Here is a 17,014-nt window from a genome sequence, read left to right on the forward strand (position 1 = left end):
GGCCCTACCGGGCTGGGTGCTCGGCGGGACCGACGAGCACGGGGGTGTCGAGGACACGGTCGGCGCCGACGACGCGGGTCTCGCCGGTCAGGCGCAGCACCGCGCGGCCGGGCAGGTCGCCCGCCGAGCTGCCCACCATGACGTGGAGGTCGCCCGGCTCGACGATGCGTCGCAGGTCACGGCCGGTGTATGCCGTCCGGTCGGCGTGGAGGGTGAAGCTCACACGGCGAGACTCTAGGGGCTCGAGGGAGACCCGGGCGAAACCGGCCAGCTGGAGGACGGGCCGCGTCACCTGCGCCACGACGTCGCGCAGGTAGAGCTGCACGACCTCGACGCCGGCCCGGTCACCGGTGTTGGTGACGCGCGCCGAGATCGTCACCTCGCCGTCGGTGGCGATCTGCTCGGCGCTCAGCTCGAGACCGTCGATCTCGAACTGCGTGTAGGACGATCCGAACCCGAAGGGGAAGAGCGGGGTGACGTCGAGGGTCGTGATGCCGTCGTTGCCCACGCCGAGACGGGGCTGCAGGTAGGTGCTCGGCTGGGACCCCGGATGCCGCGGGATCTGCACCGGCAGGTGACCCGACGGCTGCACCCGCCCGGAGAGCACCCCCGCGATGGCCGAGCCTCCCTCCTCGCCGGGCATGAAAGCCTGCACGAGACCAGCCGCGCGACCTGCGATCTCTCCGAGCGCATACGGACGCCCGGAGACCACGACGACGACGACGGGGGTGCCGGTCGCGATGAGCTCGGCGACGAGCTCGCCCTGCACGCCCGGCAGTCGGAGGTCGGCGGCGTCGCAGCCCTCGCCCGAGGTGCCGTGACCGAAGAGCCCGGCGAGGTCGCCGACGGCGACGACGCACAGGTCGGCCTGCCGGGCCGCCTCGACGGCCTCGGCGAAGCCCGACCGGTCGTCGCCGCTCGTCGAGCAGCCGCGGGCCTGGAGCAGGCGCGCCTCGGGCAGCTCGGCGGCGAGCGCGTCGGCGAGGCTGGGCACCTCGATGCCGAGGCCCCGCGAGGGGTAGCGAGGCAGGACGTGGTTGGGGAAGGCGTAGCAGCCCATGAAGGTGCGCGGGTCGTCGGCCGCCGGGCCCACCACCGCGACGGTCGCGGGGGCCGTTCGGCCCTCGCCGGTCAGCGGCAGGGCCGTGCCGGCGTCGAGCAGCACGATGCTGCGTTCGGCCATCTCGCGGGCGAGGTCGCGGTTGGCCGCCGAGTCGAGCTGCACCTCGTCGGCCCGCACGACCGATCCCTCAGGGGTCCAGTCCGGGTCGAGCAGGCCGAGCTCAATCTTCTGCAGGAGCACCCGCCGGGCGGCGCGGTCGACGAACGCCTCGTTGAGCTCGCCGTCCGCGACCCGCTGCGCGAGCTGCTGGCTGAAGCCGAGGGTGTCGGGGAGCTCGACGTCGATGCCCGCTTGCAGGGCCAGCACGCCGGCTCCGTCCATGTCGGCGGCGACGCCGTGCATCGAGGTGAGGAAGGGCACCGCCCAGTAGTCGGAGACGACCGTGCCCGTGAAGCCCCACGTGTCGCGCAGCACCTCGGTGAGCAGCCACGGGTCGGCCCCGGCGGGCACGCCGTCGACGTCGGAGTAGGAGTTCATGACCGAGCCGACCTCGCCGAGGAGGACCGCCATCTCGAAGGGCGGGAGGATGACGTCGATCAGCTCGCGCCGGCCCATCGGCACCGGGCCGTGGTTGCGCGCCGCGCGCGAGGCGGAGTAGCCCGCGAAGTGCTTGAGGGTGGCGATGACGCCCGCGCTCTGGAGACCCCGCACGTATGCCGTGCCCAGCATCGACACGAGGTAGGGGTCCTCGCCCATCGTCTCCTCGACGCGTCCCCACCGGTAGTCGCGCACGACGTCGAGCACCGGCGAGAGTCCCTGGTGGATGCCGAGCGCCGCCATGTCGCGGCCGATCGAGGCCGCCATGCGCTCGATGAGGTCGGGGTCGAAGGTGGCGCCCCACGCGATCGCCGCCGGATAGACGGTCGCGCCGAAGGCGGTGAAGCCCGTGAGGCACTCCTCGTGCACGATGGCCGGGATGCCCAGGCGCGAGCCGTCGATGACGACCCGCTGCTGCTTCATGACCTCGGCGGCCCCACCGGCAGGCGTGATCGGCACACTGCCGTAGACGCGGGTCAGGTGACCCAGACCGTGTGCCGCGGCGTCCTCGAGCGAGATCGTGCCGGAGGCGGCGAAGACGTCCTGCATGGGCGCGACGTTGAGCACCTCGTCGGGGTCGAGCCCGTCGTCGGCAGGCGGCGCGCCTGCTGGCGCGGCGGTGCCGGCGTCAGTGCCGGAGTCAGTGCCGGAGTCAGTGCCGGAGTCGGCCGTCATGTCGTTGAGGGCCCACCTGCTGCCGAGCTGCCCCACCTTCTCGGCGAGGGTGAGCTGGGCGAGGAGGTCGTCGACTCGCTCGTCGGGGCTGCGCTCCGGGTCCCTCCAGAGGGCGCCCGCCCCGCCGGTGGGGGTTTCGGTGACGTCCTGGGTGCCATCCTGCGAGCGCGTCTCGACCATGGTGAGCTCCTTTGCTGATCCATGATCTCGAAAGTTTTCGAGATCGAACTGGGCGCTATTGCAGTGATCTGACCGGTTTTCACGCACGAACCTTGCCGGTGGTGAGGATGGACACGGTCTGGACACATCTCTTGACACCCAAAACTTACGAAAAGTATCGTCGCACATACCAAGTTGTTGCGAAAGACCGCGTTCTCGGTCGCCGAGATCTCGGACGAGGTGACACCGGAACCGGCCGTCCCGCGGCCACGACACATGTGGAGATCAACGTGGATCCCAGAACCCCCTCTCGTCGTACCTTCCTCGGGCTCGCCATGGGCGTCCCGCTTGCAGCTGCTCTCACCGCGTGCGGCAGCTCCGGACCGAGCAGCAGCACCGCCTCGGGCAGCGCAGGGGCGGCAGGCTCCGGCGCCTCCTACTGGTACCTCACCGGCCAGCCCGGCGAGGGCATCCGCAAGGGTGCGGTCGACCGCTTCAACGCCGCCAACTCGAGCACCCAGATCGCCCAGACCGCATTCCAGAACGACGCCTACAAGACGAAGATCAAGACCGCCATCGGCGCCGGTCAGGCCCCCACGATCATCTGGGGCTGGGGCGGTGGCGGACTCAAGTCGTACGTCGACGCCAGCCAGGTCGAGGACCTCACCTCGTGGTTCGACGAGAACGCCGCCGTCAAGGACAAGCTCTTCCCCGGATCGTTCGGGGCGGCGACGGTCGGCGGCAAGATCTACGCCATGCCGTGCGAGACGGTTCAGCCGATCGTGCTCTATTACAACAAGGCGGTCTTCGAGAAGGTCGGCGTTCAGCCGCCCCAGTCGTGGGACGACATCATGGCGCTGGTCCCCAAGTTCAACGACCAGGGCATCGCCCCGTTCTCCCTCGGCGGCCAGTCCCGGTGGACCAACATGATGTGGCTCGAGTTCCTCTTCGACCGGATCGGTGGCCCGGAGGTCTTCCAGGCCGCGTTCGAAGGCCAGAAGGACGCCTGGTCCAACCCCGACGCGATCACCGCCCTCACCAAGATGCAGGACCTGGTCAAGGCCAACGGCTTCATCAAGGGCTTCTCCTCGATCACGGCCGACTCCAACGCCGACCAGGCCCTGCTCTACACCGGCAAGGCCGCCATGATGCTGCACGGCGCATGGACGTACGGCAGCATGAAGAGCGACGGCGGCGACTTCGTCAAGGGCGGCAACCTCGGCTGGATGAACTTCCCGCCCGTGGCCGGCGGCAAGGGCGACCCGTCGAACACCGTCGGCAACCCCGGCCAGTACCTCTCGATCTCGTCGAAGGCCACCGACGCCGAGAAGGAGACGGCCAAGAAGTTCTTCACGACGGGCGTGCTCGACGACACCGAGGTCAAGGCCTGGATCGATACGGGCTCCATCCCGATCGTCAAGGGCGCCGACGCCAACATCGGGGGCTCCGAGGACGCCGAGTGGCTCAACTTCCTCTACGGGGTGTCGAGCGGTGCCAAGGTCTTCGCGCAGTCGTGGGACCAGGCCCTGCCGCCGAGCGCCGCCGAGACGCTCCTCGACAACATCGCCAAGCTGTTCCAGCTGAGCATCACCCCAGAGGAGTTCGCCACCAACCTCAACGCGGTCACGAACTCGTGACCCTCGCCAGCGTCGGGTCCGCCAGGCCTGCACCGTCCCGATCTGCCCAGAGCGTGCACTCTCGATCGCTCGGGTGGCTGGCGGTCCCGGCGCTGGTCTTCTTCACCGCCTTCGGCATCATCCCGCTCATCGGCGTGCTCCTCCTCAGCTTCACCACGTGGGACGGGATCGGCGAGGTCGTGCCCTCCGGCCTCGACAGCTGGAAGGCCGTGCTCACCAATCCCGGCCTCCCGCACGCGATGTGGGTCACGTTCCAGGTGGCGGTGCTCTCCTGGTTGTTCCAGACCCCGATGAGCATCCTCCTGGGGGTCTTCCTCGCAGGGGCACAGAAGTACCGCGCGTTCCTCGCGGTGCTCTATTTCATCCCGCTGCTGCTCAGCTCGGCTGCGATCGCGATCACCTTCAAGGCCCTGCTCGACCCCAACTTCGGCATCGGCACCGGTCTCGGGCTGCCGTTCCTCTCCCAGGACTGGCTCGGTGAGCCGAAGCTCGCTCTCGGCGTCGTCGTCTTCGTCGTGTCCTGGCAGTTCATCCCCTTCCACTCGTTGATCTACCAGGGCGCGGTGCGTCAGATCCCGACCTCGATGTACGAGGCGGCCCAGATCGACGGGGCCGGCCGCATCCGGCAGTTCTTCTCGATCACCCTGCCGCAGCTGAAGAACACGATCATCACGTCGTCGACGCTCATGGTCGTCGGCTCACTGACGTTCTTCGATCTCATCTACGTCCTCACGGCCGGCGGTCCGGGCGATGCCACCCGGGTCCTCGCGCTCGAGATGTACAAGACCGGCTTCCAGGCCAACCTCATGGGCCCGGCCAGCGCCATCGGCGTCATCCTCGTCCTCGTCGGGCTCCTGCTCGCGCTGCTGTTCCGACGGCTTGGCGGAGGCGACAAGACCGCCAGCCAGCTCGAGGGGGCCTGAGCCATGGCCGACAACGCACAGAAGAGCACCCGCATCCGCAACCGCAACTGGATCGGCGGCGCCCTCAGCTGGTTCTGGCTCCTCATCGTGATCCTGCCGATCTACTGGATCATCATCACGAGCATCAAGAGCCAGTCCGAGTACTTCATCACCAATCCCTTTGCGCCGCCGACCGAGCCGACGCTCGACGCCTACCGGCTGGTGATCGAGTCGGACTTCATCCGCTACTTCTTCAACAGCGTCATCGTCACGGTCGGCGCCGTGATCCCGGCGGTCCTCGTGTCCTTCATGGCCGCGTTCGCCATCATCCGGAGCCGGCCGAACTGGTTCCTCAAGTCCACCAACGCGATCCTGCTCATGGGTCTGGCGATCCCCCTGCAGGCGACGATCATCCCGGTCTACCTCATCATCATCCGGCTGCACCTCTACGACACCCTGCTGGCCCTGATCCTGCCGTCGATCGCGTTCGCGATCCCGCTGTCGGTGCTCGTCCTGTCCAACTTCATCCGCGACGTGCCTAACGAGCTCTTCGAGTCGATGCGCCTCGACGGCTGCAGCGAGTGGCAGACGCTCTGGCGCCTGGCCCTCCCGTTGACGCGCCCGGCGCTCGTGACCGTGACCATCTACAACGCCCTCGGCATCTGGAACGGCTTCCTGCTGCCTCTCGTGCTGACGCAGAGCCCGGACCTGCGGGTGCTGCCGCTCGCGCTGTGGACCTTCCAGGGCCAGTACGGCATCAACGTCCCGGCGATCCTCGCCGCCGTGCTGCTCACGGCCCTGCCGATCCTCGCGCTCTACATCATCGGACGCCGCCAGCTGCTGAGCGGCTTGACCGCTGGATTTACGAAGTAGGCCTCGAGCCGGCCCGACGCAGTGTCTCGCACTGCTGTCAGGTGGCGTCGGCGAGCATCCCGCGAGCACGCTGGATCGCCTCGTCGGTGCCGAGCTCCGCACGAGCCGCGGGGCTCGTCGAATAGAGCTCGACCATCTCCTGGAAGGGCAGGGTCGGCAGGTTGCGGCGGGGCAGGCTCACGGCGTCCGCGGTCAGGACCCTGCGCCGACTGAGGAAGGGCGGCATGTGGTGGATCTGCCTGGGCGCGGCGGTGGTCTCCACGATGAAGTCGGTGGGGGTGGTGACCAGGCCACGCACGTGGTCCCAGGGGACGGAGACCTCTGAGCCGGCCCAGAGCTGGTGGATGCCGTCCGGCGTCAGGGTGATCGTGCCGTCGCCAGCGCGGCCGCTGGTCCGCGACCACATCAGGTAGACGAGGAAGAGGCCCGCGGCGATGAAGAACGCAGCGGCGTAGACCGACGAGCCGAGGTAGTAGACCCCCAGCCCGGTGACTCCCAGGGCGACGACCCACGCGGTTGCGGGGGCGAGGGGGTGGCCACGCCTCGGGTGGATGGCCATCCCCGTGCGTCCGCCGGCCGTGCCGGTCGTCACCACCTTGTCCGGCGCCCGACGGTGCGTTGCCAGGGCGATGGGCACGGCGATCACTAGGGCGAATGCGGCCAGCACCGCGATCCCGCCAGCGGCGTCGTTCATGGACCCTCCGTCTCGTCGAGCCGGCCGCGCCGCCGCCCTGCCGGCGGCGGCGACACGACCGTCAGTCGTCTCGGTACTGCTTCTTGTAGAGGCTCCTGCGTGTGACCCAGATGAGCACAGCCCCGACGACGCACACGGTCAGCGCGAGGGGCAGGGAGCCCAGCGCCGGTGCCGAGCCTGTGGTCACCAACAGGTACACCGAGCCGACACCGATGGCGAGCAGCGCCCAGCCGACACACTGCAGCACGAGCTCCACGGCATACCGCATGGTGCGAGTATCTCCCTTTCACGTCAGTCGAACGGGTTGAGCGCACTGCCGACATCGCCCAGCGCCGAACCGAGCTCGCCGACTCCCTCTTGAGCTCCTTCCAGGACCGACCCGGCCGAGAGCCCGTTGTCGAAGATCGACGCTCCGATGCCCGAGCCGACGAACCCGCCGACGACACCCCCGACGACCCCGCCGATGGCAGTACCCACCCCGGGAACCACGCTCCCGACCAGGGCTCCGGTGGCCGCGCCGGCAGCCATGCCGCCCACGAGCCCGCCTCCGGCCTTGGCCCCGGCACGGCCGGCGCTCTCACCATTGGCCACGTCCAGCCCGAACCCGATGGCCGACCCGACCACTGGGATGGCACGACCGCCTAGCTTGGAGAAGCGCGACATCTTCGTCGCCATGGAGCCCGACGCCGCAGCCTTGGCGCTGTACTCCTTGCTCTCATCGAGGAACTTGTAGTAGCTGTCTGCGCTCGAGCCGGTGAAGCGACCGCCGTTCGACACCATGCTCTTGGCCCAGGCGGACCGGCGAGCAGCCTTCGCCGCATAGTCGTCCGTCTGGTCCTTCAGACCGCGAACCCACTGGTCGGAGTAGTAACCCGCGGCGCCCTCCGAGGCACCCGAGATCGTCTCCTGGGCCAGATTGAGGGTCGGCGACGATCCCCGGTCCGAGGACGAACCGCCCGAGCTGCAGCACGTGGAGGTCGAGCTCGACCGGAGACGGGCTGGTCGATCCGCCTCCGCCGCCGTCGGCGATGAGCCGGTGCCCGTCGACCTCCACGAACGAGATGGGGTTGCCGGCCGCCAGGGCGTAGGTGTTCTGGCTCAGCGGGTCGAGCGACAGCCCCAGGTCACCGAGGGCCGAGGCGTACATGTCCTCCTGGATGAACCGACCGGTGTCGGCTGCGTAACGGCGGGCGCCCATGTCAAGGCTCGAGCTCGCGGAGGTGGCGGTGGCGCCTCCGGAGTCGAGGCGACGACCCTGGAACTGGTAGGGGTTGAGCGGGTTGGTGTCGGTGTCCGTCGTCGCATCCTGCGTGGACGACAGGCCGTCGTCCTCACTGCCGTAGGCCGTGTACCCGTAGGAGGCCTTGACTCCGCCGGAGTCGTTGACGAGCTGGGAGACGGAGCCGTGGACGTCATAGGCGTAGGAGAAGCTGTCGGTCGTCGTCGTCCCGTTGTCCTGCGAGCTCATCGAGATCCGGTGACCGTAGGCGTCGTAGGAGAACGTCTTGGTCTTCGGGTCGGTCCCGCCGGACTGCTTCTCCTCCGTCGTCCTGGTCGTCAGCCCTTCGTAGGTGAACGACGTCGAGCGGTTGTCGCCGGCGGTCGAGTGCGACTCCGTCTCCTTGCTCACCCGGTCGAGCGCGTCGTAGTCGTACGTGCTGCTGTCGGTGGCCACGGCGCCGGTGTAGGTGCGCTGGCTGGCCAACCGGTTGAGGTCGTCGTAGGCGTAGTCCTGGACCAGCCCGGAGTCCGTCGGGCAGGAGCTGACACCCGAGCCCACGGCGACGCAGTCGACGTTGCCGTAGTTGTCGTAGACGTACGACACCGAGCCGCCTCCGGACGACAGCTCCTTGAGCTGGTTCGACTGGTACTTCTGGGTGAGGGTCGGCTTGCCGGCTTCGGCCTTCGTGGTGACGTTACCGCCCCGGATGCTCGTGTCGCCGACGAGGTTGGCCGGCTCGTCCAGCGTGAAGGTGTCGGTCACCCCCTGGCGTCGCTGGTTGCTCGTCACCTTCTGCCGTGCGTCGTAGGTGTAGGTGGCGATGCACGGGCTGGCCACGTTGGCGCAGGTCGTGCTCGAGTCGGCGCGCTTGTTGACGAAGGTGTCCTTCGTGCGGTTGCCGTCGACGTAGCGGTCGCCGGCGCTGCCGTTCGCGAGGGTCCCGGACTCTAGGTACTCCACGTCATGGCTCGTAATGACGCCGCCGGAGGCGTTGACGGTCTTGAGGAGTTCGACCTTGCCGTTGTCGAGCCGGTCCCAGCTCGTCGTCTGCTTCACCGGCCAGCTGGAGGCCGCCCCGGTGCAGTCACTCTGTGCACGGCGCAGCGTGCGCGTGCGCTCCCAGCCGGTGTCGAACCACGAGTTGGTGAGGTACTCGTCGCCGTCGCAGGCGCTGGCGGTGGTGAGGTCGGTGTTGGTCGCCTGGCGGTTCACCTGCGTGGTGAGCCAGTCGGCCTCGTCGTAGGTGAGCTCGTACTCCTTGGGCGCCTTGGTCACGGTCTGCTTGGCGCTGTCCTGCTCACCGTTCTCGAGACGGCGGGTGACGTTGCCGTTCTCGTCGTAGGCGTAGTCGTTGAAGGTCCACGGCGTCGTGCCCGATGCCTTCTTGCGGTGCCACACCCGACTGATCTCGTCGAAGCCGTCCCAGCTCGCACTCGTCTCGACGGGGTTCTCCCCGGCCGACCCGACGCCCGAGGTGTCGAGCGAGTAGGTGAGGTTGTTGTTGCCGTCGTAGGCGTAGGTCGTCGGGTTGCCGTCGCGGTCGGCCCGCTCCGACAGCTTGCCGTCGTCGAAGTAGCGCCAGATCATCTCCTTCTCGAGGTCCGGGGTGCCCGGCTGTCCCGCGACCTCAGGGGTGCGCCGGGTCTGCCAGGACTGCGCGGCGTAGTCGTAGGTCACGACTGGCTGGGTGGGGCTCTTGGCGGTGCGGATCCATCCCGGACCGAAGAAGGTCCGGACGGTCCGGGCGCTGTCCTTCACCGCGGATGCGGTGGTCGAGGTCACCGGCAGGGAGTTCCAGAGCAGGTTGTTGCTCTTGTCGTACGCGCGGAACTCTGACTGCCGCTCCGACTCGCCGGGTGCGAACGGCTTGACCGTCTGCACCAGGCGGTTGACACCGTCGTAGCTGTATGCCGTGACGTAGGGCGAGGAGCTGGAGATGGCCCCACCGGCGGCGTGGTCGACCGCGCGGGGCGAGGCCACGAGGGTCCGGTTGCCGTTGCCGTCATAGACGACCTTGGAGACTGCGGTGCGCGAGCCGGTCACCTGCTGCGTCGAGCGGACGGGAAGGTCCCGCTTGTCGTAGGCGGTCGTGGTGCGCTGCATGCGGGTCGTGGACGCGGCCTTGTCGATGAGCTGCTCGACGACGGTCACGTTGTTGTTGCGGTCGTACGTCTTGGTCTGGGCGTGCCCGAGCGGGTCCGTCTTGGTGAGCAGTCGGTGAGCCGGGTCGTAGGCATACACCGTGGTGAACCGCTCCACCGCCGGTCCGGTGGACGGGCACGTCACCGACGTCTTCTTCGCCCGTGGCGAGGTGACCGAACGGAGGTCTCCCGCGGTGTCGTAGCACAGGAGCGTCGTCCGGGTGTCGGTGGCGACAGCGCCGTGGTCGGTCTGCCGGGTCACCCGGTCGAGCACGTCGTAGTCGTACTCCGAGGCGTAGTCGAGGGACGTCGCCGTGGTCGCCGACCCCTTGGGGCGGGTGATGGAGGTGATGCGCCCCGCGACGTCCCAGGCGTATGCCGTCGTCTCGCCCTGCTGGTTCGCCTGGGTGAGCGGTTGGTCCATCGCGTCGAACGTGCCGGTCTGACCGACGGCGGCTTCGCCGTCGTCGGAGGCACTGCCGTAGTGCGGGTCGATGTTGCGGAGGACGTTGTCGTTGGCGTCGAACTGCGCCGACGACCAGATCAGCCGGCCGCGTTCGTAGTCGAACGACTTCGGAGCGGACTGCCTCCCGAGGCGGTGGAACGCGTCGTAGTCGAGAAAGGCGGCCGCGGCGCGGTCGGAGGCGGAGCCTGCGAGAGTCGGGTTGGCCTGCGCCGAGAGGTTGCCGTCCTGCACCCAGCGCAGCAGCCCGTCCGCGTCGTAGCCCATCTCGGTCGTGATGCCCTCGGGCTCGGCGATCTTCGAGGGCGCCCCCGACGCGTCGTAGGTGTAGGACGTCGTCTGGCTGCGGGCGTCGGTCGTCGAGGCCACGGTGCCGGGCGCCGCGGAGCCGCTGAGGTTCCACGTCAGGGCCGTCGCGTAGCCCTCCGGGTCCACCGTCCGCGTGACGTTGCCCGCGGCGTCGTTGGTGAACACCCAGGTGCCGCCCTCGGGCTTGGTCCGTCCGGTGAGGACGCTCCAGTGGCCGCTGGTGTCCTTGGGACCGAGAGAGCGGTCTCGTACGTCAGCGTCGTCTGCGCGCCGACCTGGTTGATCCAGGAGGTCAGGTATCCGTTGGCGTTGTAGGTCCACGTCTGCACGGCGCCGCCCGGCTCGACGAGCCGCTGCACCTTGTTGTCGCTCGACCAGGTCACCGACGTGGTCTGCTCCAACGCGTCCACCAGGCTCGTGACGCGACCGAGGGTGTCGTAGACGTACTCGGTGTCGCGGCTCGACGGCGCGTCGACGGTGGTGCGTCGGTTGGTGAGGTCGTAGCTGAAGGCGGTGCAGGACGCGGCACTGGTGCAGGCCAGCGAGGGGTCGCCGAGCCGGTTCCACCGGCTCTTGGCCTTCCAGCGCAGCTGTCCACTACCGGGCCCGTAGTACGCGAAGGCCGTCTCGGCCCCACGTGGGTCGCGGACGCTGTAGAGCCGCGTCGACTGGTTCGGCGTGTGCGGGTCCGGCTTGGCGCGAGCAGCGGAGGTCGTGATCGCCGGTCCGGCGCCGTTGGAGGTCGTGTAGGTGAACACGAACGTGCGGTCATCGAGACGCTCGCCGTTCGCCTGCGTGCCACCGACCTGGGTGAGCCGCAGCAGGTTGCCGTCGTCGTAGTAGTCGAAGAGCAGCATCGAGCCGGTGTGGTCGGCGATGCTCTTGATCTTGCCGCGCACGTGCGCCCGCTTGACCTCTGCCTTGCTCCAGTAGGCGACGGCGAAGAAGCGGCCGGCCGCGTCTGTGACCTTCGTGATGCGCTTCTTCGGGCCACCCGGGTCCTCCCCTGCGAGCACCGTCTCCAGTGTGAACGTCAGGGTGTTGCCGTTGCGGTCGACGACGGACGTGGGGTAGCCCTCGGTGTCGAAGTAGAACGCGACCTTGTCAGGACGGGTCAGCGACCACCGCCGGGTGGGGTCGGTGCTCGGCCCCTGGAGGTAGAGGTTGACGCCGGCCGGCTCGGCCCACGTGGTCGTCCCGTCCGTCTGGGTCGTGCCGGTGAACTTGTGCGTCGTGCCGTCCCCGTCGGTGAAGGTGACGTACTTGCTGGAGCGCCCGGAGATCGTGTCCGCGCGGTTCGGGTGGATGTCCAGGGGGTTGCCCAGTCGGGTCAGCCCCGAGATCGCCAGCGACATGTTGTTGCCGGCCGGGGACTCCGAGTGGTCCTCGAGAGAGTTGTAGGTCAGGTCGACGGTCGTGGCGAGGCCGCGGCCGGGTGCCGAGAAGGGGCTCCACCGCCACAGCGTGTTGCCGTTGCTCACATTGGTCAGGGCCTGTGATCCCGCGCCGGTGTCGGTGCCCTCGTACTGCCAGAAGCGCTCGAGGCCGAGGTTGCCCTCGAGGTCCTTGTCGACGACGACCGGCTGGTCGATCGGGGCGTTGCCCTTCGTCGCAAACCACTTGTCCGCGCTCGTGGAGGCGACGTCATAGACGTCGATCCGCAGCCGGACGCGGGCCTTGTCGATGCCCGCCGGCAGCGCCGGCGGCTCGATCAGGACGGGGATGGGCTTGCTCTGGCCCGGCTGGACGGTGCTCGGGAAGTAGGTGTTGGCCGGCCCCTCGAAGAGGACGATCCCGTCGTCCCCGACCGAGCCGTCTCCCTTGGGGACCTCGGTCGGGACGTACCACCGGTACCAGAGCTGCAGGCCACTGCTGCCGCCCTTCCAGGCAATGGAGCTGGTGTTGGTCACCGTGACGTCGGCCAGCAGGGCGCCGCGGGCGACGCTGGCAGGGTCGCGGATCGGCTTGACGCTCGTCGTGTCCGCGTCGATCAGCGAGGGTGACCCGCCGGTCACCGACCGCTGGGACGGCGACATGACTGCGCTGCCGGCGTAGGTGGCGTAGGCGTTCGTGCTGTCCTTGGGCGTCGAGCTGAGGCTGGTGGTCGTGGTCGCCGAGCCCGAGTAGGTGTCGGTCGTGGGAGCCAGGTTGTTGTCGAGGAAGGACGGCGGGATCTCCAGGGCGGTGGTGCTGTTGCCCGACTCGTTGAGGTCGAGGGTCGCCGAGTAGATGGTGCCGCCGGCTCGCGACACGGTCACCGTCGTGGTGCCGGACGTCGCGGTCCGTCCACTGCCGTCGAAGGCTCGCGCGCTGAGCTGGTGGCTCGTGTTGTTGTAGGCAGGGTCCGCGATGCTGCCGGGTCGCCACGTCGTCGACCACGGCGCCGCGGTGTCCGTGCCGACCAGCTGGTCGTCGGCAAAGAACTCGACCTTGGTCACACCGGTCCCGGTCGTGCTTGCCGTCATCGTGGCGGACGTGCCGACCACCGTCGACGCCGTGGGCCCCGTCAGTGTCACCGTCGGCTTTGCCGTCTTGTCGACCGTGACGCTGACCCCGGGCGAGGTCGTCTGGTTGCCCACGTCGTCGGTCGCGCGCACGGTGATGACCTGGGACCCCGCCGTGACCGCAGCGGCCGTGGTGTCCCAGGCGAAGGTCCACGGGCTAGCCGTCGACGAGCCCAGCAGGGTGGTGCCGCTGAAGAACTCCATCTTGGCCACGCGGCCGTCGTCGCCACCGGCGGCACGGAGGGGCACCGTGCCGGTCACCGTGGAGGCGGCCGCGGGAGCGGCAACGGCTGCCCAGGGGACGCGTGACACCGCCTGGGGGTTGGAGTAGGTGACCACGAGCTTGGGCCTGGCCAACGTCGTGGAGTCGTCCGAGCCGTAGTCGACGTAGGGGCTCGTCAGACCGTCGGGGGCATCGTTGGTCGCCTTGACGAGGGCCCCGTCGTTGGGCGCGGCCCCGGTGACCCATTCGCGCACCAGCCCGAGCACGTTGAACGCGTCGGTCCCGGCCGTGCTTCGCGACGTGGCCAGGAGCGACGCGTCGGCAGTGGTGTCGTAGGACGTGCCCGCAGAGGCCCAGCCGACGGCGCGCTGGGTCTCCAGCCATGTGGCGCCCGAGGTGCCGCAGGTGGCGTTCTCGGTCCCCTCCTTCCACGGCTGCCGCAGTCGGTGGACCGACACGGCCGCTCCGGGATTCGTCGTCCCCGAATACGCCAGGCTCAGCGTCGCCGCCGTGACGGTGGCCGTCGAGGGGATGGATCGCAGGTCGTAGCGCAGCAGCCCACGGTGCTGCCAGCCGTCGGCCGTGGTTCCCACGCGCATCGTCGGCGACGCACCGTAGTTGCGGTCGTCCGAGCAGGCCACGGCAGACGACACGTTGTGCACGATCTGCGTCACCTGCCCCCTCGAGGCGTCGGGCTGGAGGGTCATCGTGGTCGTTCCGGAGGCGGGGAGCGTGACGGCGACGTTCGCCGACAGCACTCCACCCACGACCAGCCGATAGCTGACCGCGGACCCGCCCTTGGCGGTGGTGTCGGTCCAGGTGGTGGTGTTGCGGTCCGTGATGGTCGTCAGGAGGGTCGCGGTCGAGGGCGTGAAGCCGGCCGTCGCGGAGCGGTGGATCTCGTATGCCGTGAAGGGCGCGGTGCCGCTCGGGACGTAGCTGTCCCAGCTGAGGACGGCGCCATTGCCGTTGAGCGTCGTGGGCGTTCGCAGGAGCACCGTGCCCGCGGCCGCGGCCTGCGCGATAGGCAGCTGGCTCGGTGGCCGCATCGCGTCGGTCACCGGGGTGAGCAAGCCGAGCACCAAGCCGAATCCAACCGCTCCTGCGAGGGTCCGACGGGGCCCACCGATGATCCTGAACATGTCTGCTCCCACTGTCGACGAGCACCGAATGTCCGCAACCTCCCATTCCGCTCGACGAGCGGGACTGACACAGAAGGGGCAGAATCCGACAAAAGGGAGCCACTTTCCGACTATTGGACGACACCGAGCCGGTGGCGTGGTCGGGGGCCGCGGGGGTGGCTCGACAGGGAGGAGCACCATGACCACCGCGCCGTCGCAGCTCGACGACGAGGGACCGAGGAACTGCGTCGTCGTGGCCATGCCGGCCGGGAAGTCGACGCACGAGCTGGTCCGCTACCTCGTCGGCATGGACATCGTGCCGATCGTCATCGCGGGGGCGAGGCACCTGCGCTACCTCGCCGACCTGGTGCGGGTCGACCTGGCCGTGCTCGCCGTGGAGGTCTCGGTGTCGGACGCGCAGGTGGAACGTGCGGTGGCCGAGCTCGAGGTGCCGGTGCTCCTGCTCGGTGAGACGGCTCGCACGACCGTGGTCGAGCCGGCTGCCGTCCTGGCCCGCGACGCCGACGACTTCGAGGTCGCGATCGAGGTCAGGCGGCAGATGAGCGGCCTCCAGCGGGGACGCGTCTCCTTCGGCGCGCTCGAGCTGGACGTTCGCCGCCACCTGGCGACCTGGTGCGGGCGAGACCTCGACCTCACGCCGACGCAGTTCAGGATCCTCTCCGTGCTCGTGCGTGCGTCCGGATGCGTGGTCTCCCGGCGGGAGCTGTGCCGGCGCGCCATGGGGACCTACGGCCCCGGCGACGAGGCCCGGCTGGAGGCCCACCTGCGCCGGCTCCGGACGCGGATCGAGACGGCCGCGGCTCAGCCGTTGCTCGTCACGGTGCGCGGTGAGGGGATCCGGCTGGTCGACCGGGTCGGCTGAGCAGACGCACGTCCGCGACGTCACCACCTCGCAAACACACCGGGCAATCGTCAGGGCCACGCGGCATACCGCATGGCCCTGACGATTGTTCGGTGTGTTGCGGGGACGGGACGGTCAGCGGCGGGCCGCCTCGAGCTCGGGGGCGTGCGCCGTGGCCGGGGCAGCGGCGGGAGCCGCGGCGACCGGCGCCGCGTCGTCGGCGGGAGCCTCGTCGTCGTCGAGCATGCTCGCCTCGTCGAACTTGTCCTCACCGGCCAGCACCCGGACCGCCTTGTCCCGGTCGATCTCGCCGACCCAGGTGCCGATCAGCACGGTGGCGATGGCGTTGCCGGCGAAGTTGGTCAGGGCGCGAGCCTCGCTCATGAGGCGGTCGATGCCGACGATGATGCCGACGCCGGGCACGAGGTCGGGGCGGTGCGACTGCAGGCCGCCGGCCAGGGTCGCGAGGCCGGCGCCGCTGACGCCGGCTGCGCCCTTGCTCGCGATGATCATGAAGACGAGCAGCGAGATCTGCTGGCCGATGGTGAAGGGCTTGTCCATCGCCTCGGCGATGAAGAGGCTCGCCATCGTCAGGTAGATGGCGGTGCCGTCGAGGTTGAAGGAGTAGCCGGTCGGCACGGTGATGCCGACGACCGGGCGGGAGACACCGAGGTGCTCCATCTTCGCGATGAGACGGGGCAGGGCCGACTCCGACGAGGACGTCGAGACGATGAGGAGGAACTCGCGGGCAAGGTACTTCAGCAGCGCGAAGACGCTGAAGCCCGTGACGAGCTTGAGGATCGTGCCGAGGAAGATGAAGACGAAGATCGCGCAGGTCGCATAGAAGGCGACCATGAGCAGGCCGAGGCTCTTGAGCGAGCCGAGCCCGGTCGCCCCCACGAGGGCGGCCATCGCGCCGAAGGCACCGACGGGGGCCGCCCACATGATCATCGCCATCAGGCGGAAGACGAGGCGCTCGAGGTGCTTGATGCCGCGCAGGATCGGCTCCCCCTGCTTGCCCATCTTCTGCAGGGCGAAGCCAACCAGCAGGGCAACGAAGAGCGCCTGCAGCACGGAGCCGCCGGTCAGCGACGACACGAGCGTCTCGGGGATGAGCCCGAGGAGGAAGTCGACCGTCGACTCCGCCTCGCCGGAGGCCGCCGTCTGGCCCGCCGCCGCCATCTCGGCGGTGAGGTCGAGGCCGGCCCCCGGCTTGATGATGTTGCCGACGACGAGACCGATGCCGAGCGCGACGGTCGACATCGTGACGAAGTAGGCGAGGGCGAGACCGCCGACCTTGCCGACCTGGGCGGCCTTCCGGACCGAGCCGATGCCGAGGACGATCGTGCAGAAGATGATCGGCGTGATCATCATCTTGATGAGGTTGACGAACCCCGTCCCGAGCGGCTTGAGCGACTTCCCGACCTCGGGGAAGAGCCAGCCGACGAGGATGCCGGCGACCATCGCGACGATGACGGCGACATAGAGATAGTGCGTGCGGTCCTTCTTGGGAGTCGGGCCCGGCTGGGCGTCGACGGCGCTGTCGGCGGTGGAACTCACGGTGACCTC

At 69.1% G+C, this 17,014-nt stretch carries 11 protein-coding genes; 4 read left to right on the forward strand and 7 right to left on the reverse strand.

Going from position 1 to position 17,014, the window contains the following annotated elements; genetic code table 11:
- Positions 1-4: 4 nt before the first annotated feature.
- Positions 5-2,515: a glycoside hydrolase family 3 N-terminal domain-containing protein gene (locus tag LG278_RS19535; RefSeq protein ID WP_404389274.1), complete on the reverse strand. Its 2,511-nt coding sequence runs from the start codon at positions 2,513-2,515 to the stop codon at positions 5-7.
- 269 nt (positions 2,516-2,784) lie between these two features.
- Between LG278_RS19535 and LG278_RS19540 the strand changes: the two genes are divergently transcribed.
- The 3 genes from LG278_RS19540 to LG278_RS19550 are packed head-to-tail and all read left to right on the forward strand — an operon-like array spanning position 2,785 to position 5,906.
- Complete coding sequence (locus LG278_RS19540; protein ID WP_404389275.1) at positions 2,785-4,131, forward strand: extracellular solute-binding protein; 1,347 nt, start codon at positions 2,785-2,787, stop codon at positions 4,129-4,131.
- Positions 4,132-4,184: 53 nt separating this feature from the next.
- Complete coding sequence (locus LG278_RS19545; RefSeq protein WP_404389276.1) at positions 4,185-5,054, forward strand: carbohydrate ABC transporter permease; 870 nt, start codon at positions 4,185-4,187, stop codon at positions 5,052-5,054.
- Positions 5,055-5,057: 3 nt separating this feature from the next.
- The gene (locus LG278_RS19550) at positions 5,058-5,906 is read left to right on the forward strand and encodes a carbohydrate ABC transporter permease (protein ID WP_404389277.1); all 849 of its coding nucleotides are present in this window, start codon (positions 5,058-5,060) and stop codon (positions 5,904-5,906) included.
- A gap of 37 nt (positions 5,907-5,943) precedes the next feature.
- Here the strand turns inward: LG278_RS19550 and LG278_RS19555 are convergent, their stop codons facing one another.
- The 5 genes from LG278_RS19555 to LG278_RS19575 all read right to left on the reverse strand — a co-directional run bounded on the left by LG278_RS19555 (position 5,944) and on the right by LG278_RS19575 (position 14,604).
- Positions 5,944-6,600 carry a hypothetical protein gene (locus tag LG278_RS19555; RefSeq protein WP_404389278.1) on the reverse strand — a complete coding sequence of 219 codons (657 nt, stop codon included), beginning with the start codon at positions 6,598-6,600 and terminating at the stop codon, positions 5,944-5,946.
- A gap of 61 nt (positions 6,601-6,661) precedes the next feature.
- Positions 6,662-6,868, reverse strand: coding sequence for a hypothetical protein (locus LG278_RS19560; protein ID WP_404389279.1), 207 nt, complete (start codon positions 6,866-6,868; stop codon positions 6,662-6,664).
- Positions 6,869-6,891: 23 nt separating this feature from the next.
- Positions 6,892-7,380, reverse strand: a complete 489-nt coding sequence (locus LG278_RS19565; protein WP_404389280.1) for a hypothetical protein — start codon at positions 7,378-7,380, stop codon at positions 6,892-6,894.
- On the reverse strand, positions 7,316-10,900 hold the full coding sequence (locus tag LG278_RS19570; RefSeq protein WP_404389281.1) for an RHS repeat-associated core domain-containing protein: 3,585 nt from the start codon (positions 10,898-10,900) through the stop codon (positions 7,316-7,318). The genes LG278_RS19565 and LG278_RS19570 overlap by 65 nt, the downstream gene beginning before the upstream one ends.
- Positions 10,831-14,604, reverse strand: coding sequence for an Ig-like domain-containing protein (locus tag LG278_RS19575; protein ID WP_404389282.1), 3,774 nt, complete (start codon positions 14,602-14,604; stop codon positions 10,831-10,833). Before LG278_RS19575 ends, LG278_RS19570 begins: the two co-directional genes overlap by 70 nt.
- Before the next feature lie 178 nt (positions 14,605-14,782).
- On the opposite strand from LG278_RS19575, the gene LG278_RS19580 reads away from it, so the two are divergent.
- Positions 14,783-15,466 (forward strand): winged helix-turn-helix domain-containing protein, encoded by a 684-nt coding sequence (locus LG278_RS19580; RefSeq protein WP_404389283.1) that lies wholly within the window; start codon positions 14,783-14,785, stop codon positions 15,464-15,466.
- Between the two features lie 114 nt (positions 15,467-15,580).
- Here LG278_RS19580 and LG278_RS19585 read toward each other — a convergent pair whose 3' ends face one another.
- The gene (locus LG278_RS19585; protein WP_404389284.1) at positions 15,581-17,005 is read right to left on the reverse strand and encodes a cation:dicarboxylate symporter family transporter; all 1,425 of its coding nucleotides are present in this window, start codon (positions 17,003-17,005) and stop codon (positions 15,581-15,583) included.
- Positions 17,006-17,014: the final 9 nt, after the last annotated feature.

It is taken from the genome of Humibacillus xanthopallidus, from assembly GCF_044793955.1.
GTDB lineage: Bacteria > Actinomycetota > Actinomycetes > Actinomycetales > Dermatophilaceae > Humibacillus > Humibacillus xanthopallidus_C.